Annotated in this window: 18 protein-coding genes and 4 tRNA genes; 2 read left to right on the top strand and 20 right to left on the bottom strand. The window is 53.6% G+C overall.

The window, feature by feature from the left end:
- Positions 1 to 18 precede the first annotated feature (18 nt).
- Genes nadD through leuS form a run of 4 tightly spaced genes read right to left on the bottom strand, consistent with a single transcriptional unit; the run spans position 19 to position 4,880 of the window.
- Positions 19 to 669 (bottom strand): nicotinate-nucleotide adenylyltransferase, encoded by a 651-nt coding sequence (gene nadD / locus ABLU87_RS13625; protein ID WP_004848799.1) that lies wholly within the window; start codon positions 667 to 669, stop codon positions 19 to 21.
- Positions 662 to 1,693 (bottom strand): DNA polymerase III subunit delta, encoded by a 1,032-nt coding sequence (gene holA / locus ABLU87_RS13620; protein ID WP_122117230.1) that lies wholly within the window; start codon positions 1,691 to 1,693, stop codon positions 662 to 664. The genes nadD and holA overlap by 8 nt, the downstream gene beginning before the upstream one ends.
- Positions 1,693 to 2,283, bottom strand: a complete 591-nt coding sequence (gene lptE, locus ABLU87_RS13615) for an LPS assembly lipoprotein LptE (RefSeq protein WP_122117229.1) — start codon at positions 2,281 to 2,283, stop codon at positions 1,693 to 1,695. The genes holA and lptE overlap by 1 nt, the downstream gene beginning before the upstream one ends.
- Before the next feature lie 14 nt (positions 2,284 to 2,297).
- Complete coding sequence (gene leuS / locus ABLU87_RS13610; protein ID WP_025106396.1) at positions 2,298 to 4,880, bottom strand: leucine--tRNA ligase; 2,583 nt, start codon at positions 4,878 to 4,880, stop codon at positions 2,298 to 2,300.
- A gap of 226 nt (positions 4,881 to 5,106) precedes the next feature.
- On the opposite strand from leuS, the gene ABLU87_RS13605 reads away from it, so the two are divergent.
- Positions 5,107 to 5,589 (top strand): zinc ribbon-containing protein, encoded by a 483-nt coding sequence (locus tag ABLU87_RS13605; RefSeq protein WP_014228404.1) that lies wholly within the window; start codon positions 5,107 to 5,109, stop codon positions 5,587 to 5,589.
- Positions 5,590 to 5,787: 198 nt separating this feature from the next.
- On the opposite strand, the gene ABLU87_RS13600 is transcribed toward ABLU87_RS13605, so the two are convergent.
- From ABLU87_RS13600 to miaB, 11 genes are all read right to left on the bottom strand, one after another.
- A complete protein-coding gene (locus ABLU87_RS13600; protein WP_049084013.1) occupies positions 5,788 to 7,575 on the bottom strand; it encodes a filamentous hemagglutinin N-terminal domain-containing protein in 1,788 nt (595 codons plus the stop codon).
- A gap of 55 nt (positions 7,576 to 7,630) precedes the next feature.
- A complete protein-coding gene (locus ABLU87_RS13595) occupies positions 7,631 to 9,259 on the bottom strand; it encodes a ShlB/FhaC/HecB family hemolysin secretion/activation protein (protein WP_224226544.1) in 1,629 nt (542 codons plus the stop codon).
- A 410-nt stretch (positions 9,260 to 9,669) separates the two neighbouring features.
- Positions 9,670 to 10,395: an amino acid ABC transporter ATP-binding protein gene (locus ABLU87_RS13590; protein ID WP_004848813.1), complete on the bottom strand. Its 726-nt coding sequence runs from the start codon at positions 10,393 to 10,395 to the stop codon at positions 9,670 to 9,672.
- Positions 10,395 to 11,069, bottom strand: a complete 675-nt coding sequence (gene gltK, locus ABLU87_RS13585) for a glutamate/aspartate ABC transporter permease GltK (RefSeq protein WP_004848815.1) — start codon at positions 11,067 to 11,069, stop codon at positions 10,395 to 10,397. The genes ABLU87_RS13590 and gltK overlap by 1 nt, the downstream gene beginning before the upstream one ends.
- Complete coding sequence (locus tag ABLU87_RS13580; RefSeq protein ID WP_014837812.1) at positions 11,069 to 11,809, bottom strand: amino acid ABC transporter permease; 741 nt, start codon at positions 11,807 to 11,809, stop codon at positions 11,069 to 11,071. The genes gltK and ABLU87_RS13580 overlap by 1 nt, the downstream gene beginning before the upstream one ends.
- 163 nt (positions 11,810 to 11,972) lie before the next feature.
- Complete coding sequence (locus ABLU87_RS13575; RefSeq protein ID WP_004848819.1) at positions 11,973 to 12,884, bottom strand: amino acid ABC transporter substrate-binding protein; 912 nt, start codon at positions 12,882 to 12,884, stop codon at positions 11,973 to 11,975.
- A gap of 357 nt (positions 12,885 to 13,241) precedes the next feature.
- Positions 13,242 to 14,780 (bottom strand): apolipoprotein N-acyltransferase, encoded by a 1,539-nt coding sequence (gene lnt / locus ABLU87_RS13570; RefSeq protein ID WP_025106393.1) that lies wholly within the window; start codon positions 14,778 to 14,780, stop codon positions 13,242 to 13,244.
- 22 nt (positions 14,781 to 14,802) lie between these two features.
- The gene (gene corC / locus ABLU87_RS13565; RefSeq protein WP_004130445.1) at positions 14,803 to 15,681 is read right to left on the bottom strand and encodes a CNNM family magnesium/cobalt transport protein CorC; all 879 of its coding nucleotides are present in this window, start codon (positions 15,679 to 15,681) and stop codon (positions 14,803 to 14,805) included.
- Between the two features lie 98 nt (positions 15,682 to 15,779).
- Positions 15,780 to 16,247, bottom strand: a complete 468-nt coding sequence (gene ybeY / locus ABLU87_RS13560) for an rRNA maturation RNase YbeY (RefSeq protein WP_004130446.1) — start codon at positions 16,245 to 16,247, stop codon at positions 15,780 to 15,782.
- Positions 16,244 to 17,290 carry a PhoH family protein gene (locus ABLU87_RS13555; protein WP_004134159.1) on the bottom strand — a complete coding sequence of 349 codons (1,047 nt, stop codon included), beginning with the start codon at positions 17,288 to 17,290 and terminating at the stop codon, positions 16,244 to 16,246. Before ABLU87_RS13555 ends, ybeY begins: the two co-directional genes overlap by 4 nt.
- A 144-nt stretch (positions 17,291 to 17,434) precedes the next feature.
- On the bottom strand, positions 17,435 to 18,859 hold the full coding sequence (miaB, locus tag ABLU87_RS13550) for a tRNA (N6-isopentenyl adenosine(37)-C2)-methylthiotransferase MiaB (RefSeq protein ID WP_004111391.1): 1,425 nt from the start codon (positions 18,857 to 18,859) through the stop codon (positions 17,435 to 17,437).
- Positions 18,860 to 19,067: 208 nt separating this feature from the next.
- Between miaB and ubiF the strand changes: the two genes are divergently transcribed.
- Entirely contained in the window at positions 19,068 to 20,243 is a 1,176-nt protein-coding gene (gene ubiF / locus ABLU87_RS13545; RefSeq protein WP_025106392.1) for a 3-demethoxyubiquinol 3-hydroxylase, read from the top strand.
- Between the two features lie 7 nt (positions 20,244 to 20,250).
- On the opposite strand, the gene ABLU87_RS13540 is transcribed toward ubiF, so the two are convergent.
- The 5 genes from ABLU87_RS13540 to ABLU87_RS13520 form a co-directional block, all read right to left on the bottom strand.
- Complete coding sequence (locus ABLU87_RS13540) at positions 20,251 to 20,832, bottom strand: hypothetical protein (RefSeq protein ID WP_025106391.1); 582 nt, start codon at positions 20,830 to 20,832, stop codon at positions 20,251 to 20,253.
- 124 nt (positions 20,833 to 20,956) lie between these two features.
- A tRNA-Gln gene (locus ABLU87_RS13535) sits at positions 20,957 to 21,031 on the bottom strand.
- A 97-nt stretch (positions 21,032 to 21,128) separates the two neighbouring features.
- Positions 21,129 to 21,203: transfer RNA gene (locus ABLU87_RS13530), tRNA-Gln, on the bottom strand.
- A 45-nt stretch (positions 21,204 to 21,248) separates the two neighbouring features.
- Positions 21,249 to 21,325: transfer RNA gene (locus ABLU87_RS13525), tRNA-Met, on the bottom strand.
- A gap of 21 nt (positions 21,326 to 21,346) precedes the next feature.
- Positions 21,347 to 21,421, bottom strand: a tRNA-Gln gene (locus tag ABLU87_RS13520).
- Positions 21,422 to 21,436: the final 15 nt, after the last annotated feature.

Genomic DNA, 21,436 nt, shown 5'->3' with positions numbered 1-21,436 from the left:
ACTCTCCTTGTGGCAAGGCTAGCAGTAGAGCTTCTGCTCATGGATATAGTCGAGTACGGTTTCCGGCAGCATGTCCGCGCAGGATTCGCCGGATTCAAGACGCTGGCGAATCAGGGTGGCTGAGATATCAAACCACGGCGTTTCGGCCAGGTAGATAACGCCCGCCGGGCTGCTATGCATCCGCTCGACGTCATGAGTGAGATGTTTGTCCAGCCACTGCTGATCCTGCTCGCACGCCATGGTCAGCGGATAGCCCGGGCGTCGGCAAACGATCAGATGCACGTTATCAAGAATGCTTTCATAGTCGTGCCAGGTGGTAAAGGTGAGCAGCGAATCCTGGCCAATAATAAACGCCAGCGACCGTTTTGGCCCTTGCTCCTGGCGCCACTCGCGCAGGGTTTGCGCGGAATAGGACGGCGTGTCGCGCTTGAGTTCGCGATCGTCGAGGATAAACAGCGGCTTATCCGCGATGGCCAGCTCCAGCATATGCCTGCGTTGGTCGCTGGTGGCTTCGGGCTGCGGGCGGTGCGGCGGCACGTTGTTGGGCACGATGGTGACTTGATTAAGGCCAATCTGGTTGGCCAGAATTTCCACCGGTTTAAGGTGACCATAATGCACCGGATCGAAGGTGCCGCCGTACATTGCCAGTAACTGAGTCATATCAACCATCAATAAAAACGTCTGCCAGCGCTTTATGGCAGAGCAATAAAGAGAGACTTTCCAGCTCGGGCCATACGGAGTGCCCGTAATCCTGCTTGAAGGTGAGTTCGGCACGGGTCAGCAACGTGACGGCCTGGCGCAGCTGGTCGGCGCTGAGGCGGGCCAGCGCATCGCTAACCAGCTGGCGGCGGTTCTGCCACACGCGATGTTTGTCAAACAGCGAACGCAGCGGCGTATGGGCCGACTGCCGCTTCAGGTTGACCAGCAGCAGCAGCTCGCGCTGTAGGGTGCGCAGCAGGATGGCGGGCTCGCTGCCTTCCAGACGCAGCTGTTGCAGAACGTGGAGTACGCGCTTACTTTTCCCGGCCAGCAGCGCATCAACCCAGTGATAGGGGGTGAAATGCGCGGCATCATTCACCGCCTGTTCAACCCGCGGCAGCGTCAGTTTACCGTCAGGCCACAGCAGCGACAGACGCTCCAGAGCCTGCGCCAGCGCCAGAAGATTACCTTCATAGCAGTAGCACAGCAGCTGACTGGCCGCGTCATCAAGCTGCAGATTATTCTGCTTTGCGCGCGCGGCGAGCCAGCGCGGCAGCTGGGCATATTCCGGCGTCTGGCAGCTTACCTGAACCGCCCGGCTGGTCAGCGCCGTCATCCATGCGGCGTTCTCCTGCGCTTTCGTCAGCTTATTACCGCGAACGATGAGCAATAAATCTTCATGCAGCATGCCGACAAGCGTCGCGAGCTGTTCGTTAATTGCCGCATTAGGGCCATTATCGGGCAGGATGAGCCGCAGCGTCTGGCGGCTGGAAAACAGGCTCATGGCCTGGCTTAACGAGAACAGGGCAGGCCAGTCGGTACTGGCATCAACGGTGGCGGTGTGATGTTCGATAAAGCCTTGGGCGGCCGCGGCTTCGCGGATGGCGTCCTGGCTTTCCTGCAACAGCAGCGGATCGTTGCCAAGCAGCAGATAGGCCGCGCGCAGCCCTTCAGTGAGCTGCGCGCGGAGCTGTTCCGGGTACAACCGAATCATCAGTTACCCAGCGTGTTGGAGACGCGATTGCCGGAGGTTGAAGCGGCTGGGGTCGTCGTGACCGGCTTCTCATCCTCTTTGGTGGCTTCGACATCCGCAACGTGTACGCTCGGCAGCTTACGGATCAGCTGCTCCGCGGCTTTGTCGTACATTTCCTGAACGATCATGTCCTGCTCGGCATCTTTCGCTAACGCCGCCTGCGGGTTATCGAAGAACGAGCGGTAGACTTTGGTCGTGATGGGATAGATATCATGGCCTGGGATCAGGACGCTGGCATTTACCGTCATCACCATCTGATATTCCGCAGTACGGCCGTCCTGGAAAATAGATGCTGTATCTTTCTGAATGGACGATGTCTCCAGACGCAGGGAAGGAATATCCTTGCGCAGGGTACTGCTATCGACCAGTTCAACGCCGTTCAGACGCAGCTGATTACGGACAGCACGACTTAATGGTCCATTGGGATCGCCCGACTGGAAGATCATGGTTTTCATTGCGGTCGGAACCTGCGTAGTGCTACGCAGGTGCCAGCCGCAACCGGCGGTGATTAACACCCCCAAAGATAACAACAATGTTGCCAGATATCGCACGCTTCCTCCTGCGCTTAGCCAACGACCAGATTGAGCAGTTTACCCGGAACGTAGATCACTTTACGTACGGTCACACCGTCGAGATATTTCGCGACCAGATGCTCCTGACCCGCGCGCTCACGAACCTGCTCTTCAGTTGCATCCACCGCAACGGTAATTTTACCACGAACTTTACCATTTACCTGGACCACGACCAGAGTCGTGTCTTCAACCATTGCGCTTTCATCAGCGACCGGCCACGGCGTGTTGTCAATATCGCCTTCGCCGCCCAGCTCCTGCCACAGGGTAAAGCTGGCGTGCGGGGTGAACGGATTGAGCATGCGAACCACGGCCAGCAGGGCCTCACGCATCAGCGCGCGATCCTGATCGTTTTCCTGCGGCGCTTTCGCCAGCTTGTTCATCAGCTCCATAATCGCCGCAATCGCGGTGTTGAAGGTCTGACGACGGCCGATGTCATCGGTCACTTTCGCGATGGTTTTGTGCACGTCGCGGCGCAGCGCTTTTTGATCTTCGCTGAGGCTGGCAACGTCCAGCGCAGGGGCTTCACCCAGGGTAGTGTGTTCGTAAACCAGTTTCCAGACGCGTTTCAGGAAGCGGTTCGCACCTTCCACGCCGGATTCCTGCCACTCCAGCGTCATGTCGGCCGGAGAAGCGAACATCATAAACAGGCGCACGGTGTCCGCGCCGTAGCGTTCCACCATCTCCTGCGGGTCGATGCCGTTGTTTTTCGACTTGGACATCTTGCTCATGCCGGTATAGACCAGCTCGCGACCCTGCGGATCGAAGGCTTTAACGATACGTCCTTTCTCGTCGCGCTCGGTGGTCGCCTCTTTCGGAGAGACCCAGTTACGCTCGCCGTTTTCGCCAACATAATAGAAGGCATCTGCCAGCACCATGCCCTGGCAAAGCAGCTGTTTAGCCGGTTCGTCAGAGTTCACCATGCCCGCGTCGCGCATCAGCTTGTGGAAGAAGCGGAAATAGAGCAGGTGCATAATGGCGTGTTCGATACCGCCGATATAAATATCGACCGGCAGCCAGTAGTTGGCCGCTTCGGGGTCGAGCATACCCTGGTCATACTGCGGGCAGGTGTAGCGCGCGTAGTACCAGGAAGACTCCATAAAGGTGTCAAACGTATCGGTTTCGCGCAGCGCCGGCTGGCCGTTAACGGTGGTTTTCGCCCACTCAGGATCGGCTTTGATTGGGCTGGTGATGCCGTCCATCACAACGTCTTCCGGCAGAATAACCGGCAGCTGATCTTCCGGCGTCGGCATCACGGTACCGTCTTCAAGGGTCACCATTGGGATCGGCGCACCCCAGTAGCGCTGACGGGAAACGCCCCAGTCGCGCAGACGGTAGTTCACTTTACGTTCGCCGACGCCAAGAGACGCGAGCTTATCCGCGATGGCATTAAAGCCAGCTTCGTGATCCAGACCGTCGAATTCGCCGGAGTTGAACAGCACGCCTTTTTCGGTCAGCGCCTGTTCGGAGAGATCGGGTTCGGAGCCATCAGCGGCCAGGATGACCGGCTTGATGTTGAGACCGTACTTGCTGGCAAACTCGTAGTCGCGCTGATCGTGACCCGGAACGGCCATCACCGCGCCGGTGCCGTACTCCATCAGCACAAAGTTTGCCGCCCATACCGGGATCGCTTCGCCGGTCAGCGGGTGAATCGCTTTGTAGCCAGTATCGACGCCTTTTTTCTCCATAGTTGCCATTTCGGCTTCGGCAACTTTGGTATTACGGCATTCGTCGATAAACGTCGCCAGCGCGGAGTTATTGGCTGCTGCCTGCTGCGCCAGCGGGTGACCCGCAGCGACGGCCAGGTAGGTGCAGCCCATAAAGGTGTCCGGGCGAGTGGTATAAACGGTCAGCTTGTCGGCGTAGTCGTTAACGTCGAAGGAGATTTCGACGCCTTCGGAGCGGCCAATCCAGTTGCGCTGCATGGTTTTAACGGTATCAGGCCAGTGATCCAGGTTATCCAGATCGTTCAGCAGCTCGTCAGCATAGGCGGTGATTTTGATAAACCACTGCGGGATCTCTTTACGCTCAACTTTTGTGTCGCAGCGCCAGCAGCAGCCGTCGATAACCTGTTCATTCGCCAGAACGGTCTGATCGTTCGGGCACCAGTTTACCGCGGAGGTTTTTTTATAGACCAGCCCCTTTTTATACAGCTCGGTGAAGAACTTCTGCTCCCAGCGGTAGTATTCCGGGGTGCAGGTTGCCACTTCACGGCTCCAGTCATAGCCGAAGCCCAGCTTTTTCAGCTGGTTTTTCATGTAGGCGATATTGTCGTAGGTCCACGGGGCCGGAGCGGTGTTGTTTTTCACCGCGGCGCCTTCCGCAGGCAGACCAAACGCATCCCAGCCGATAGGCTGCAGAACATTTTTGCCCAACATACGCTGGTAACGGGAAATCACGTCGCCGATGGTATAGTTGCGCACGTGGCCCATGTGTAGTCGACCAGAAGGATAGGGAAGCATCGACAGGCAGTAATACTTCTCTTTGCTCTCGTCTTCGGTAACTTCAAAGGTACGCTTCTCGTCCCAGTGTTGCTGGACTTTTGATTCTATCTCTTCCGGGCGGTATTGCTCTTGCATGGCAGCCAGTGGTCCTGTTTTCAATACAGCTACAAAATGTAGCCAATGGATGTGTTATTTCAGATCGGCATAGCATAGCCCAAACGCCAACGTCAAAACAGCCTTTCACACACTTACAGAGATGAAAGCGGTGGAGAATATTTCGCGACTCTGTGGCTTGGCTGGCAGAGCAATCCGCAGATAACGTCTATCATAAGAAGAAGTTAACCACACCGGAGGCGAAAAGATGAACAAGGTTGCTCAATTCTACCGAGAGCTGGTGTCGACGCTCAGCGAGCGGTTACGCAATGGAGAACGCGATATTGATGCGCTGGTGGAGCAGGCCAGGGTCAAGATTAGCCAGTCCGGCGAGTTAACGCAGAGCGAAATCGAGAATGTTATCCGCGCTGTCAGACGCGATCTGGAAGAGTTCGCGCTCAGTTATGAAGAGAGTCAGGATGAGCTGACTGATAGCGTCTTTATGCGGGTGATCAAAGAGAGCCTGTGGCAGGAGCTGGCGGATATTACCGATAAAACTCAGCTTGAGTGGCGCGAGGTGTTCCAGGATCTCAGCCACCACGGCGTCTATCACAGCGGCGAAGTCGTGGGGCTCGGCAATCTGGTGTGTGAGAAGTGCCATTACCATCTGCCGGTTTATACGCCGGATGTGCTACCGCGTTGTCCAAAATGCGGGCACGATCAGTTCCAGCGCCGGCCATTCGAGCCGTAAATACGTGAGAGATATTTGCGGAGCCTTTACACTGGCGTTAAGCCAGCCCGAGGGCCAATATAAAGCGCGTTAATATATTGGCCTTCCTTTTAAAGGGCAGGCTAACCCTTCATCTGTATGCGTAAAAATGCTGGTGCCGAAGCACCAGCATTAACTTTCTTTTAAAAAAAGACGCGCATTTTCAATGATAACTTCATGTTAATTGATGGTGTTAATGGTCGCGCTCTTAAACTGCTGAGTGCCGCCCATTTCACTGGCGTATTTATGTGAGGAATTTAAAACCAGATTAGTCGTGGAAATCGTGCCTTTGCCACAGGTTGCCCACCCCAGGAAACCGCAGCGGTATCCTCCGTTAACCACTTTATTAACTGACATGGTTAAAGTGCCGCCAGCTCCTATGTGAGAACGGTTAGTAATATTACCGTGATTCCGTGTATCCAGCGTCATATTTGATGAGCTTAAAATTTCGCCTTCATTATAAAGCTCATGATAGGTTTTAACGCCAACATTATCCTGACCAACAATAGCCCCATAGTTGTGGGTGACATAGTTATCAATAGCTATCGTATCGGCCCCCATATAACCTTCATTTTTAAGCCAGTAGCTTTTTGTCGTCAGCGTATCAGTCGCTTCCATAAAGCTACCTTTGGTTAACGCCAGAGTACCATCGGTTTTTACGGTCACGTTGCCGCCGGAGGTGGTACCAGAATTGGTAATTTCCCCGGATGTTATCTGGTCATTTATTTTCGCCTGAACCAGCAGAGTATCGTAGCCAAAAATATTGCCAGTGACTTTAAGCGTGTCTCCTCCGAAGGTGACCGTTGTGTTTTTACCTCTGGTCGAGCCTCCGTTTTCAATGTTACCGGCGGCGGTGACTGTCAACTGATTATCTGAAAGTAAATTGGAACCATATGTCGTTTTCAGGTTACCGTTAGTCATTACGCTCAATGTGGAGGCCGCTTTGAATTTACCCGTGTTTTCGATATTTCCGGATGCGTTGACTAATAAATTTCCTGTGCTGGAAATGGTTCCACTATTGCTTATCGAACTGAGGCTGTTCAGTAAGGCGATATTATTCGAGGATATATTTCCCGTATTTTTAAAATTGCCTGCAGAGAGTACCTGAGTCATCATACCATTACTGGCGATAGAGCCTTCGTTGGTGAGTGAGCCAAAGCTGGTCAAAGAGAGGCTGGTGTTAGCAACAATAGCGCCTTTATTTCGAACGCCAAAACCTAAATTATTGCCAACCATAGTAATACTATTGGCTTTGATGCCGCCAAGATTACTAATGTCGATACTATATTCAGGGTAAACATACTGCCGTGCCGTTGCCGCTTTGCCCGCTGAGGTTATCGCGCCAGAGCCGTTATCAAAGGTGAAGTTTCCTGCGGCCACTATCGCGTTCGTAGCATTAACCGTACCGTTAATGGCTATCGCATCGGCGAGCAGAACCGCATAGCTATTACTGGCATCCATTCCATTCTTGTCGATGGACAGTTTACCCCCGGTAACGTCATAACTGGCGATAGCGCCAGTATCAGAGAATGTTACCTTTCCTGTCGTTAAAATCGCCTTATTGGTGTTGATGAAACTACATCCTGAGCAGGAAATACCATTGGGGTTAGCAATAACCACATCAGCTCGCTGACCCGCAACTTCAATAAATCCATTCAGTGAGCTTGCACGGTTTGAGGTAACTTCGTTAAGAATAACAGAAGCACTACCATTAGTCAGATTGTTATTTTTAGCGATATTCCCCAACGTCGCATGGGAGAGATCGCTGGGGCTATTGTTCAGAACAACACCCTTACTATCAACATTAAACTCACGATACATATTATGTGAGACGCCGGCGGCATTGGGTTTTTCAATATCAATGACTTTGGCGCCTGATAAATGGGTGTAAGTTGTCGGATCGGCATAAACAAAGCTTGAGCTCAATGCTGCTGCTAGCGCAACATAGGTTAAATTGAATTTAAACATTTAATAGAGTCCTTTAGAAATAAATGAGGTTAACTGATGCGTTGAAAAACTGATTTTAATACCTCCATTGTAATGAAAATCCCAGGTTTGCAGGGTCTGTATGAAAACCGTTTGGCTTTATCAGTGGGGTTCCGATGAATAAATCATACTGAGTTGAAATTATGCTTCCGCGTATTCCCACCGTGGCGCCAGACATGACTTTGCCATTTCCGTACTGCTCTGTTCCTGTAATGCGTCCAACGTCTATGCCTAAGTACAGCTGTCGTTCCGGGGCGGGCATATCCCAGATGAAATCATTGCGCCAGTACCAGCCTTGATTTCCTGAAAGGGTTCTTTCACCGTCAAAACCTCGTACCGTCCAACGATTGCCTATATTAAATTGATTGTCTGCGGATAAGATATCGGGGCTAATTTGTATATTAATATGCGGAGCATAGCTGAATTTATCCCCCGTTGATTCAAACTTCATTAAGGCTTGAAGGTCGGCATGAATAATGCGCGAAAGCTTACTGTACAGACCGGCTTTTTCCTCCGGAGTTGGCATTGAACTGAGCCAGGGAAGGCTACGCTGTACGCCCAGGCTGGCATCTACGATTGTATGGGTAAAATATCGCTGATGATGTGCCGTAATATCCCAGGCAGGATTCTGTTTGCGCATAACGCTCAGTTCGCTGCCACCAAAATAATAATGTGAGGTACTTTTTGCTATTCGCGCATCAATGGTTGTTTTTTGCTGGCGAGTGTGCGAAATTAGACGCGTTAAGGTTGCGCTGGCATAATCATTTTTGCTTTTATATTCAATGGTGGAGTATCTGCCATTGAACTGCTGACGATATTCACTTTGTGAACCGTAAAGATTGAGTGACCAAAATCCAAAGGGAATAGAATAATAGAGGCTTTTATTCTGGTTGCCATCGTTATGTTGATTAAACTCGACATCGCCCCCCATGGATAAATAGAAAATGTCATTTAGCGTCGTCAGGTCATAAAGATAAAGCGCGCCACCGGCCTGGTAACGCCCGCTGCTACGGCTTCCTGCATCATCCAGCCATGCGCCTACTTGCCAGTTTCGTGCCAGATGCCGGGAGATTTGGATATCGCTTTCCGCATGGTTCTTACCCGGCATGATTTTCATCTGTGCCGATGAGCCGGGTAAACGCTGCAAGTTAGCCATCCCCTGTTCCAGTTCGGTTAGCTTCAGAATATCCCCTGTTTTAGCCGGTATGGCATTCCACAGGCTGGTTGTCGCGCTATTGCCGGAAGCCCAGCTAATATTGCCGATATAGCCATAGCTCAACGTGATGCTCAGAATGCCATCATTCAGGGATTGTGAAGGTACATCAATAAGCGAAGTGATATATCCCCGGGCAATGAGTTCATTTTGCAAGGTTGTGGTGAGTAGACGTATGCCTTCAATACCCAGGCACTTTTTTTCTGCCTGGCGAGCGATATTACCTAACAGACCGCGGGTCAACTTGTGGTCAGCGGAAATAATTTCAACATGGTTGATATATCGGCAGGTTGCTTCAAGTGGAAAGGCGAGTTTATATTTTTGCGATCCTGTACCTGATGCCGAATATTCCTGCTGTGCTGGTGCCAATGCGCTTTGACGTGCCTTATCCTGTTCCACCTGATTGGTATTGCTAATCGATACATTCGCCAATGTCGATGCGGTTAACAGAATATATAGAGAAAGGGCGGTTATGAGACTTTTATTATTCACGAAGCAATATCCATTTGTTTCACTCGTCCGTTATAGCCTTGTCAAGAATGTTTAGCGTTAACTGAGTAGGGTTAACGAAGCCGGGTTCTCAATCTTAAGAATCTTAATTTTCTAAAATCAAAAAAATCCGCTGCCGGCGCTCAGCGTTGTTGTCAAATTCGCGCCATGTTATCTATGACAGATTATGTAATCCACGATGTAAAGAGTGAATTTTTGTTGAATTGAGCGTTTCAGGTCGTGAATTATTTGGAGTGAGGCTGGATGTATTTATGACGCGTATTTGAGAGCGGCAAAGCTATTGCCATAACTATGGAGAGAGACAGGAGCGGGAAGAGATAAAAGGCGTGTACGGTACCGTACACGCCGGAAGATTAGTGCAGAATTTTGGCGAGGAAGTCTTTGGCGCGTTCAGATTGCGGGTTAGCAAAAAACGCTTCTTTATCGGCGTCTTCGACAATTTTTCCTTCATCCATAAAGATAACCCGGTTGGCTACCTTACGCGCAAAGCCCATTTCATGGGTGACCACCATCATGGTCATCCCTTCATTTGCCAGTTCAACCATAACGTCCAGCACTTCGTTAATCATCTCCGGATCCAGCGCGGAGGTGGGTTCATCAAACAGCATGGCGATAGGATCCATACACAGCGCGCGGGCGATGGCCACGCGCTGCTGTTGGCCGCCCGAGAGCTGGGCGGGGAATTTTTCGGCATGAGCGGAAAGCCCCACGCGTTCCAGCAGCTTAAGCCCTTTCGCCCGGGAGGCGGCTTTGTCGCGATTGAGCACCTTGACCTGCGCCAGGGTGAGATTCTCGATAATCGATAAATGCGGGAACAGCTCAAAGTGCTGGAATACCATCCCGACGCGCGAGCGCAGTTTGGCCAGGTTGGTCTTTTTATCGTTGACGGTGGTGCCGTCGACGATGATTTGACCTTGCTGAATGGGCTCCAGGCCGTTTACGGTTTTAATCAGCGTTGATTTACCCGAACCCGAAGGCCCGCAGACCACCACCACTTCGCCTTTTTTCACTTCCGTGGAGCAATCGGTCAGCACCTGAAAGTGACCATACCATTTTGAAACATTTTTCAGGGTAATCATTACACAGTCCTTTTCTTCAACCAGCTGACCAACAGCGATGCGCTGAGACTAAACACAAAATATACGGCGCCTGCGAACAGGATCATCTCTACCTGGGTTCCATCACGCTCGCCGATAGTTGAGGCGGTGCGGAAAAAGTCGGCCAGGCTCAGAACATAAACCAGCGAGGTATCCTGGAACAGGACGATGCCCTGCGTCAGCAGCAGCGGTACCATGGCGCGGAAGGCCTGCGGCAGAATCACCAGCTTCATGGATTGCCAGTGGGTCATGCCCAGCGCCAGCGCGGCGCTGGACTGGCCGCGCGAGATACTCTGAATGCCGGCACGGATAATTTCCGAGTAATAGGCCGCTTCAAACATGGAGAAGGCGATCATCGCCGAAATCAGGCGGATATCGGTTTTCGGCGACAGGCCAAGCACGTTCTGCAGGAACCCGGGAACAATCAGATAAAACCACAGCAGTACCATCACCAGCGGAATGGAGCGGAAAACGTTAACGTAGGTTTTGGCGAACCACGCCAGCGGCAGGAAGCTCGACAGGCGCATCACGGCCAGGATCGTCCCCCACACAATTCCGACAACAATCGCGGTCACGGTAATTTTTAAGGTAATCACCAGCCCTGCCAGCAGGTATGGCATGGAAGGAATAATGGAGCTCCAGTCAAAATCGTACATTATTTACCCCCCATATTGCCCGGCAGGCGGACTTTACGTTCGACCACGTACATGATCAGCATAATAACGGCGTTGATAAACACGTAGGCGAGGGTGATAGCGGTAAACGACTCCCAGGCATGGGCCGAGTAGTCCAGCAGCTTACCCGCCTGGGCGGCCATATCGGCAAGACCAATGGTGGAAGCGATGGCCGAGTTTTTCACCAGGTTCATCATTTCAGAGGTCATTGGCGGCACGATAACGCGATAGGCGTTGGGCAGCAGAACGTAACGGTAGGTTTGCGGGAGCGTTAGCCCCATCGCCAGCCCGGCGTTTTTCTGGCCGCGCGGCAGGGATTGAATACCGGAACGAACCTGCTCGCAGACGCGCGCGGCGGTAAACAATCCCAGACACAGCATCGAAGAAACGAAAAACTGAATATTCGGATCCAGCTCGGACTTAAACCACATGCCGATGTTTTCCGGCAGCAGTTCAGGCACCACCAGATACCAGGTGAAAAATTGAACGATAAGCGGAACGTTACGAAAAAGTTCAACGTAGCAGGTGCCGATAGTCGACAGCAGACGGTTCGGGACCGTACGGAGAATACCGAAGAGCGAACCTACAAAGAACGCGATAATCCAGGCCGTTACCGACAGGGTGACGGTGATCTGAAAACCACTCCACAGCCAGCCTAAATAGGTGGTGTTGCCGAACGGGGCCTGTTGCAGGAATATTCCCCAGTTCCAGTCTATTGACATAAATGACTCCTGGAAAAAAAAGGGTAGCAGCGCTACCCTCGAAGATTGTTGCTCAGCCTGTTTCGGTATTCGCGGCCGCTGGGGAACGACCAGCCGCCGTATAGTCTGTCCGCGCCGTAGCAACAATCGGGAGGGCAGGATTCCCCGCCCTTTGTTTTTTTAATTAGTTAAGAGCTTTATCGTTAGGTGATTTGAACAGCGCTTTCATCTCGTCAGAGAGTTCAAAGTTCATATTCAGGTTCTTTGGCGGAATAGGATTTTTAAACCACTTATCGAACCATTTTTCGGCTTCACCGGAGGTCTGAACCTGGGCGACCGTCTCATCGACCAGCGTTTTGAACTGCGGGTCATCTTTGCGCAGCATGCAGCCGTAGGCTTCCTGAGACTGAGCGGTACCGACAATCTCCCAGTTATCCGGTTTTTTCGCTTTCGCACGTTCGCCCGCCAGCAGCGCGTCATCCATCATAAAGGCCACCGCGCGACCGCTTTCCAGAGTACGGAAAGAGTCACCGTGATCTTTTGCGCTGATAATTCGCATATTCATTTTTTTCTCGTCGTTCAGCTTGTGCAGCAGAATTTCGGAGGTGGTGCCGGAGGTGACGACGACGGCTTTATCCTTCAGGTCCGGGAAATCTTTAATCGCGCCGCCTTTTTTCACCAGCAGACGGGTACCGACGACGAAAATCGTATCGGAGAAGGCCGCCTGTTTCTGGCGTTCAAGGTTGTTGGTGGTGGAGCCGCATTCGAAATCATACGTGCCGTTTTGCAGCAGCGGAATACGGTTTTGTGAGGTGACAGGGATCAGTTTGACCTGCAGATCCGGTTTGTTCAGCTTCTTCTTGATGGCATCAACGATCGCATTCGAGTAGTCCTGAGAGTAGCCAACGACCTGCTGCTTGTTGTCATAGTAAGAGAACGGAACGGATGATTCACGGTGACCAACGACGATAACGCCGTTTTTGGCAATTTTATCCAGAGTGCTCTGGCCAGCGGTGGATGCCGCATCTTCTGCATGCGCCACCCCAGCGGTGAGGCCCATGACCAGCATTGCTGCGGCCAGTTTACGTAATTGCATATCCGACTCCTTATCCTCAGCGCCGTCAGACGCTATTGATACCCATTGTGAATGTGTGTGCTTTTTTATCGCTGCCGTCTTTGCGTGCAGCATTTGTATGTGTTTGTTAGCATTTAGTTTGGCTTAATGTAAAGATTTTGCTCTTATATTGTTGATTTTTGCGAAGCGCACCGCACCATTTAAAGGCAAAAATCCCCCATTGCACCAAAATAGCGCCGCCTGACGATCGGTGGTGGTGCAACCGGGTTGTACCCCCGAGGATCGCGTTGCGACATGTATTTATTAAGCAATGGTCGTGCCAGAATGGATAAGAAGGGGAGATGACCGCGGCGACGAGTGCCGCCGCGGGAGAAGCAATTATTGACGGCGCTGGCGCAGGCTCATCAGCAGCGCAGCAAAGCCAAACAAGGCGGTTAACGCCCACAGCGGCCAGTTCCCCGTACGCGCGTACGGCGTCAGTCCTGCCGTTGGGGTCACTTTGGTGGTTAATACGGCGCGGGTGAACTGCGGGATCATCTCCTGTATTTCACCGCGTGGGCCGATGACCGCGGTAATGCCGTTATTGGTGCTGCGCAGCAGCGGACGGGCCAGCTCCAGCGCGCGCATTCGCGCCATCTGGAAGTGCTGCCACGGGCCGATAGATTTGCCGAACCATGCGTCATTCGAAATGGTTAACAGAAAATCCGTATCCGGGCGGAAGTTATCCCGCACCTGCTCGCCAAGAATGATCTCGTAGCAGATAGCCGCCGTCAGACGCATATTATGCGCCACCAGCTGCGGCTGCACGTACGGCCCGCGGCTGAAAGAGGACATTGGCAGGTCGAAGAACGGCGCCAGCGGACGCAGAATCGATTCCAGCGGCACAAACTCACCAAACGGCACCAGATGATTCTTGTTGTAGCGATTCTTTGAGTCGTAGCTGTATGGGTTATCTTTGCCCAGCGTAATAATGGTGTTGTACGTATCGTAGCGATTCCGCGCGTTCAGACGCGCATCGACGATGCCGGTGATCAGCGAGCTATTTTTCGACCGCATCAGGTCGTCCATCATGCTGAGGAAGCGCTGCTGGTTAATTTCCAGATCCGGAATCGCGGACTCCGGCCAGACGATCAGCTGCGATTTACCCATATGCGGCTGGGTGAGATCCAGATAGGTTTTCAGGGTGTTGAGTAGCTGATTCTGGTCCCATTTCATCGCCTGGGGGATATCGCCCTGTACCAGCGAAACCGTGGTCGCGCGCGCCGGCAGCGGTTGATACCACTGAATGTAGCGAAGCGGGAAGGGCAGGGCGAACAGCACGACGGCGGCAATCAGCGGCTTCCAGTTACGCTGCGCGATAGCCAATACCAGCAGGCCGCTGACGAGCATCAGCAGGAAGTTAATCGCCTCAACGCCCATCACGGGCGCCAGGCCTTTGAGCGGGCCGTCAATCTGACTGTAGCCGAACTGTAGCCACGGGAAGCCGGTCAGCACCCAGCCGCGCAGAAACTCGGTAACCTGCCATATCACCGGGGCGGCGATGGCAACGCGTATCCAGCTGGTTTTCGGCCACAGGCGCGAAAGAATGCCGGCAAATAATCCGGTATAGAGCGACAGATAGGCCGCCAGCAGAACCACCAGGAAAACGTTGACCGGACCGGGCATACCGCCGAACTGCGCGATGCTCACGTAGACCCAGTTAATACCGGAGCCGAACAGCCCTAATCCCCAGAAATAGCCAATCGCGGCGCTTTGCAGGGGACGTCGGTTGAGGGTTAAACCTTGCAGGCCAATTAACGAAATAAGGGCTGCGGGCCAGAAGTCATAAGGTGAAAAAGCCAGCGTTCCGCTGGCTCCGAATAACAGCGCCAGCAGCAAACGTACGCGCTGGCGTTCAATAAGAGAGGCAAATACCATTTAGGTTAATCGTCCCGTTGGATTAGTCTTCCAGCTTCGGCTGCGGGGCATCATCAGGAAGCTTTACATGTACCTGAATAATACGTCGACTGTCAGCCATTGCGACCTTGAATTGGTAACCATCAATGTCGATAGACTCGCCGCGGGCAGGCAGATGACCAAACGCCTGCATGACCAGACCGCCGATGGTGTCGACCTCTTCATCGCTGAAGTGGGTGCCATACGCTTCGTTGAAATCTTCGATTGAGGCCAGCGCGCGCACCGTCCACGTGTGGCGGCTCAGCTGACGGAAATCGATATCTTCTTCTTCGTCGTATTCGTCTTCTATTTCACCGACGATGAGCTCAAGGATGTCTTCAATGGTCACCAGACCTGAGACGCCGCCAAACTCATCGATAACGATAGCCATATGATAACGTTGGGAGCGAAACTCCTTCAGCATGCGGTCAACCCGCTTGCTCTCGGGCACGACAACCGCCGGACGCAACACTTTTTCCATGCTGAAGGCTTCGGCATCGCTGCGCATAAACGGCAGCAGATCTTTGGCCATCAGAATCCCTTCGATGTGATCTTTATCTTCGCTGATCACCGGGAAACGCGAGTGGGCCGATTCGATGATCACATCGAGGCACTCGTCCAGCGTCTGGTTGCGTTTCAGGGTAATCATCTGCGAGCGGGGGATCATGATGTCGCGGACGCGCTGGTCGGCGATATCCATTACCCCTTCGAGCATATCGCGCGTATCTTCGTCGATAAGGTCGTTTTGCCCGGAATCACGGATCAGCGCCAGCAGTTCGTCACGATTCTTGGGTTCACCGTGAAAGAGCTGGCTGAGTAACAGGGAGAAGAATCCCTTTTTGCTGTTTACTGTGTCGCTACTGTGTGAATTGTCGTCGCTCATGGCGTCGTATGGGTTCTCATGTTAGTTAAATAGTCGCTCGTCACGCGTATACTCAGCGCCCGGCATAGCGGCCAGTCGCCGGCAAAGCCGGCAACGGGTTATTCCTTCTCGGCAATGTACGGATCCTCATAGCCCAGAGCAAGCATTATCTCTGTTTCGAGGGATTCCATCTCTTCCGCTTCTTCATCAATGATGTGGTCATAGCCCAAAAGATGCAGGCTACCGTGGACCACCATATGCGCCCAGTGCGCTTCCAGCGGTTTACCTTGCTCTTTCGCTTCCTGTTCAACCACCTGACGGCAGATGACCAGGTCGCCAAGCAGCGGCATTTCGATACCCGGCGGGGCTTCGAACGGGAAAGAGAGCACGTTAGTCGGTTTGTCCTTCCCGCGATAGGTCAGGTTCAGCTCGTGGCTTTCCGCTTCATCAACCAGGCGAATCGTCAGCTCCGACTCTTCCTGAAACTGCGGGATAACGCTATCGACCCAGCGCTGAAACAGGGCTTCATCCGGCATTCCGCTGTTATCTTCGCAAGCCAGCTGTAAATCGAGAATGACCTGACTCATTTATGCTCCTGTTCCTGGGCTTCGCGTTTGCGCTCGGCGGCCAGTTCTGCTTTACGTTTCTGGTCTGCTTCTTCCCAGGCTTCATAGGCGTTAACGATGCGGGCGACCACCGGGTGGCGCACGACGTCTTCGCTATGGAAGAAGTTAAAGCTGATCTCATCGACTTCCGCCAGCACTTCAATCGCGTGGCGCAGGCCCGATTTGGTGCTGCGCGGCAGGTCAATCTGCGTGACGTCGCCGGTAATGACCGCCTTAGAGTTAAAGCCGATACGGGTCAGGAACATTTTCATCTGTTCAATGGTCGTGTTCTGGCTTTCGTCGAGAATGATAAACGCATCGTTCAGCGTACGGCCGCGCATATAGGCCAGCGGCGCGACTTCAATCACGTTGCGCTCAATCAACTTTTCGACTTTCTCGAAGCCGAGCATCTCGAACAGCGCGTCGTAAAGGGGCCGCAGGTACGGATCGACTTTCTGGCTCAAATCACCGGGCAGGAAGCCCAGTTTTTCGCCGGCCTCAACCGCCGGACGGGTCAGAAGAATACGGCGGATCTCCTGGCGCTCCAGCGCGTCTACCGCGGCGGCGACCGCCAGGTAGGTTTTCCCGGTCCCGGCAGGGCCGACGCCGAAGGTAATGTCGTGGTCGAGAATATTGGCGATGTACTGCGCCTGATTCGGCGTACGCGGCTTAATCACGCCGCGCTTGGTTTTGATATTGATGGCCTTACCGTAGTCCGGCACGCTTTCGGCGCTCTGCTCCAGCACGCGGGCTTCTTTGATCGCCAGATGAATTTGTTCCGGTTCAATATCCTGGATTTCGCCGCGCATCGGCGCGGTATCGACGTACAGACTGCGCAGGATATCCGCCGCAGCGGTGACGCAAATCGGCCGACCGGTCAGTTTAAAGTGGTTGTCACGACGGTTAATCTCGATGCCGAGGCGGCGTTCCAGCTGTTTAATGTTGTCATCAAACGGGCCGCACAGGCTCAGCAGACGGGCGTTGTCCGCGGGCTCAAGGGTGATTTCGCGAGTGTCTGTATTCAAGCTGTTCCTCTTATACATAGATAGCCGGAAGATAGCCGGTCAGGAAATTATTCACGTCATCGGAATATGGCGCAAGCATCGCTATAGATATTGGGTTCAGGAGAGGAAATACAAGGCCTGCCGGAGCCGGCAGGCCTGAACGGATTAAGGCTGGTAGATACCGACGCCAAGATCGTTTTCTTTACGGGTGCGGGCAATCACCGACTCCGGGGTTTCCGCGATGCGCAGACCCATTTCGTCCTCGGTGCGCACCACTTTACCGCGCAGGGAGTTTGTCCAGACGTCGGTGATCTCGACATCGACAAACTTGCCGATCATCTCAGGCGAGCCTTCGAAGTTCACCACGCGGTTATTTTCGGTGCGGCCAGACAGCTCCATGATGCTCTTACGTGAGGTGCCTTCCACCAGAATGCGCTGCACGGTGCCGAGCATACGGCGGCTCCAGGCCATCGCCTGCTGGTTGATGCGCTCCTGCAGAATATACAGACGCTGCTTCTTGTCCTCTTCCGGAACGTCGTCAACCATATCGGCCGCCGGTGTTCCCGGACGCGCGGAGAAGATGAAGCTGTAGCTCATATCGAAATTCACATCGGCAATCAGCTTCATGGTCTGCTCGAAATCCTGGGTGGTTTCGCCAGGGAAGCCGACGATGAAGTCGGAGCTGATCTGAATATCCGGACGCGCCGCGCGCAGTTTGCGGATAATCGCTTTATATTCCAGCGCCGTGTGGGTTCGGCCCATCAGGTTCAGTACGCGGTCGGAGCCGCTCTGTACCGGCAGGTGCAGGAAGCTGACCAGCTCCGGCGTATCGCGGTAAACCTCAATGATATCGTCGGTGAACTCGATGGGATGGCTGGTGGTAAAGCGGATCCGGTCGATACCGTCGATCGCCGCAACCAGACGCAGGAGATCGGCAAAGCTACCGGTGGTGCCGTCATAGTTTTCCCCGCGCCAGGCGTTTACGTTCTGCCCGAGCAGGTTGACTTCACGCACGCCCTGAGCCGCAAGCTGGGCGATTTCAAACAGGATATCGTCGCTTGGGCGGCTCACTTCCTCACCGCGGGTGTAGGGCACCACGCAGTAGGTGCAGTACTTGTTGCAGCCTTCCATGATGGAAACAAAGGCGCTTGGGCCTTCGGCGCGCGGTTCCGGCAGGCGGTCGAATTTTTCGATTTCCGGGAAGCTGATATCGACGACCGGGCTGCGGTTGCCTCGTACCGAGTTGATCATTTCCGGCAGACGGTGCAGGGTCTGCGGCCCAAAAATAATATCGACGTAGTGGGCGCGCTGGCGAATATGGTCGCCTTCCTGAGAGGCCACGCAGCCGCCAACGCCGATGATCAGGTTGGGATTCTTCTCTTTCAGCAGCTTCCAGCGTCCTAGCTGATGGAATACTTTTTCCTGAGCCTTCTCACGGATTGAGCAGGTATTGAGCAGCAGCACATCCGCTTCTTCCGCCACTTCAGTGAGTTGATACCCGTGGGTGGCATCCAGCAGATCGGCCATCTTTGATGAATCGTATTCGTTCATCTGACAGCCCCAGGTTTTAATATGGAGTTTTTTTGTCATCGACTTGCTCATGCTTAATTAGGTATACCCAAAGTCAGCGTCTTCACCGGATGTTGCTCTGCAATGTGAAGGGTGACGGATATAAAGCCAGGATTGCAGGGCGCGTATTGTAATGCTTTGACCGCGCCCTGACCAGTACGACCGTAATCACCACAAGCCGAATAAAAATCCGGTAAACTGAGGGGATTCGGGTTTAAGGATAATAGCCATGACAATTCATGCAACAGATGTCGTTATCGTCGGCGGCGGAATGGTTGGCGGCGCGCTCGCGCTTGGCCTGGCGCAGCTGGGCTTTACGGTGACGGTCATTGAAAAAAACGCGCCACCGGTTTTTGATGCGTCTTCACCGCCTGACGTGCGTATTTCGGCAATCAGCGCGTCATCGGTAGGGCTGCTGAGAGGCCTCGGCGTCTGGGACAGCGTGCGGTCCATGCGCGCCCATGCGTACCGCCAGCTAGAAACCTGGGAGTGGGAAAGCGCCCATGTTGTCTTCAATGCCGCGGAGCTGAAGCTGCCGGAACTGGGCTATATGGTGGAGAATAACGTCCTGCAGCGAGCCCTGTGGCAGGCGCTGGAAGCCCATGAGCGCATATCGCTGCAGGTGGGGACATCGCTCCAGGAGATGCGTCGGGAAGAAACGTACGCCTCCTTAACGCTGACCGACGGCAGCCAGCTTGATGCGCGGCTGGTGGTGGGTGCGGACGGCGCCAGTTCGCAGGTGCGTCAGCTGGCCGGAATCGGCATCCACGCGTGGCAGTATCAGCAATCCTGTATGTTGATCAGCGTACAGTGTGCGGACGATCCCGGCGACAGCACCTGGCAGCAGTTCACACCGGCGGGGCCGCGCGCGTTTTTACCGCTGTTCGATCATTGGGCCTCGCTGGTGTGGTACGACGCGCCGGCGCGGATCCGCCAGCTGCAGGGCATGAGCATGGCTCAGCTACAGCAGGAAATTACTCGCCACTTCCCGTCGCGGCTGGGAGAGATTACGCCGCTGAGCGCGGGCGCCTTCCCGCTCACCCGCCGCCACGCATTGCAGTATGTTAAGCCGGGGCTGGCGCTGGTGGGCGATGCTGCGCACACCATTCATCCGCTGGCGGGGCAGGGAGTTAACCTCGGCTATCGCGATGTCGATGCGCTGCTCGATATTCTTGGCAGAGCAAAAGCCCACGGCGAAGAGTGGGCCAGCCTGCCGGTACTTAAGCGCTACCAGACGCGCCGTCAGGCGGACAACTTTATTATGCAGTCTGGGATGGATCTGTTTTACGCCGGGTTTAGCAACGATCTGCCCCCGGTGCGTATGCTGAGAAACATTGGGCTGATGGCGGCCGAGCGCGCCGGCGGACTGAAGCGTCAGGCGTTGAAATACGCGTTGGGGCTATAATCCGCATTCAAAATAATCGCGCAAACAGCGTGTCTTTACCCTCTTTTTTGGGCAAGAATCCCTGATACCAGATACTGCCGCCAGAGGTTGTCAGGGATTCGCACTGCCACTGATTCGTGGCGAGCAAATAGAAGGAATAGGCGCTTTTACCTGACATATAGAGCAGGAACAGCAGCGCCAGCAGCGCAAGGATGGCAGTTACCGCGTCGCCTTCGGAAGACAGAACATCACAGGCAAGGATGGCGATACATGCTGCCTGAAGAATCATCTTGCTCGCAAAGCAGCGAAGAAAAAATTGCCGCGTTCTTTCTGTTGACCAAAAACAGGGATTCTTAATGACGTCTCTCTGCTCCTTAGCCGGGAAGCCATGAATGTAGGTTATCCAGCGGGTATCCTCGGTGAGCGTTAGCGCGAGGCCCGTTTCGTTGAGCCGATGCAGGCGCATGGATATGCCGACGGGAAAAAACAAACCAACCACGATGCTGTAGGTTAGTAAGGCTGAAATCCCGAACAGGCAGAAAGCGAAGCCGATCAGAAAAAAGAGCAAGGTTATGGTGCGGGTAAAGAGAGGGAAAACCTGATAGTTCATCGTAAATCCTTTTACTCATTGACTCTGTAATTTATCAGAGCTGAGAACGAGGTACACTTCAGGTCAGCTTTTTTCGGAATTCATAAAGCAAAAAGCCCGCCGAAGCGAGCTTTTTGCTTTTTGTTGGCTGGGGTACGAGGATTCGAACCTCGGAATGCCGGAATCAGAATCCGGTGCCTTACCGCTTGGCGATACCCCAATTTTACGTTGACCATTTCGTACCGGGGTCAAACCGGTGGCTTAGCGCCTGGAGATACTCCAACGGGTGCGCGCACAGCGTGGGCGACTTTTAAAATTGGCTGGGGTACGAGGATTCGAACCTCGGAATGCTGGTATCAGAAACCAGAGCCTTACCGCTTGGCGATACCCCAACAATTCTTTTGGATTTATCGAACTGAATCAATAATTCCTTTGTATGGTGGCTACGACGGGATTCGAACCTGTGACCCCATCATTATGAGTGATGTGCTCTAACCAGCTGAGCTACGTAGCCAAAATCTTACTCTATTTTCGATGGCTGGGGTACCTGGATTCGAACCAGGGAATGCCGGTATCAAAAACCGGTGCCTTACCGCTTGGCGATACCCCAATACCGTCGCGGTGA

The sequence above is a fragment of the Klebsiella sp. CB_Kp196 genome (assembly GCF_040061575.1).
Classification (GTDB): Bacteria; Pseudomonadota; Gammaproteobacteria; order Enterobacterales; family Enterobacteriaceae; genus Klebsiella; species Klebsiella michiganensis.
The sequence above is the reverse complement of the archived record's forward strand: the minus strand, read 5'-3'. Positions and strand labels throughout refer to the sequence as shown.

Excerpts from the sequence above, each read along its gene's own strand:
- nadD (WP_004848799.1), bottom strand. The coding sequence starts at position 669 with ATGGTTGATATGACTCAGTTACTGGCAATGTACGGCGGCACCTTCGAT.
- holA (WP_122117230.1), bottom strand. The coding sequence starts at position 1,693 with ATGATTCGGTTGTACCCGGAACAGCTCCGCGCGCAGCTCACTGAAGGG.
- leuS (WP_025106396.1), bottom strand. The coding sequence starts at position 4,880 with ATGCAAGAGCAATACCGCCCGGAAGAGATAGAATCAAAAGTCCAGCAA.
- ABLU87_RS13605 (WP_014228404.1), top strand. The coding sequence starts at position 5,107 with ATGAACAAGGTTGCTCAATTCTACCGAGAGCTGGTGTCGACGCTCAGC.
- ABLU87_RS13600 (WP_049084013.1), bottom strand. The coding sequence starts at position 7,575 with ATGTTTAAATTCAATTTAACCTATGTTGCGCTAGCAGCAGCATTGAGC.
- ABLU87_RS13590 (WP_004848813.1), bottom strand. The coding sequence starts at position 10,395 with ATGATTACCCTGAAAAATGTTTCAAAATGGTATGGTCACTTTCAGGTG.
- gltK (WP_004848815.1), bottom strand. The coding sequence starts at position 11,069 with ATGTACGATTTTGACTGGAGCTCCATTATTCCTTCCATGCCATACCTG.
- ABLU87_RS13580 (WP_014837812.1), bottom strand. The coding sequence starts at position 11,809 with ATGTCAATAGACTGGAACTGGGGAATATTCCTGCAACAGGCCCCGTTC.
- ABLU87_RS13575 (WP_004848819.1), bottom strand. The coding sequence starts at position 12,884 with ATGCAATTACGTAAACTGGCCGCAGCAATGCTGGTCATGGGCCTCACC.
- lnt (WP_025106393.1), bottom strand. The coding sequence starts at position 14,780 with ATGGTATTTGCCTCTCTTATTGAACGCCAGCGCGTACGTTTGCTGCTG.
- corC (WP_004130445.1), bottom strand. The coding sequence starts at position 15,681 with ATGAGCGACGACAATTCACACAGTAGCGACACAGTAAACAGCAAAAAG.
- ybeY (WP_004130446.1), bottom strand. The coding sequence starts at position 16,247 with ATGAGTCAGGTCATTCTCGATTTACAGCTGGCTTGCGAAGATAACAGC.
- miaB (WP_004111391.1), bottom strand. The coding sequence starts at position 18,859 with ATGACAAAAAAACTCCATATTAAAACCTGGGGCTGTCAGATGAACGAA.
- ubiF (WP_025106392.1), top strand. The coding sequence starts at position 19,068 with ATGACAATTCATGCAACAGATGTCGTTATCGTCGGCGGCGGAATGGTT.
- ABLU87_RS13540 (WP_025106391.1), bottom strand. The coding sequence starts at position 20,832 with ATGAACTATCAGGTTTTCCCTCTCTTTACCCGCACCATAACCTTGCTC.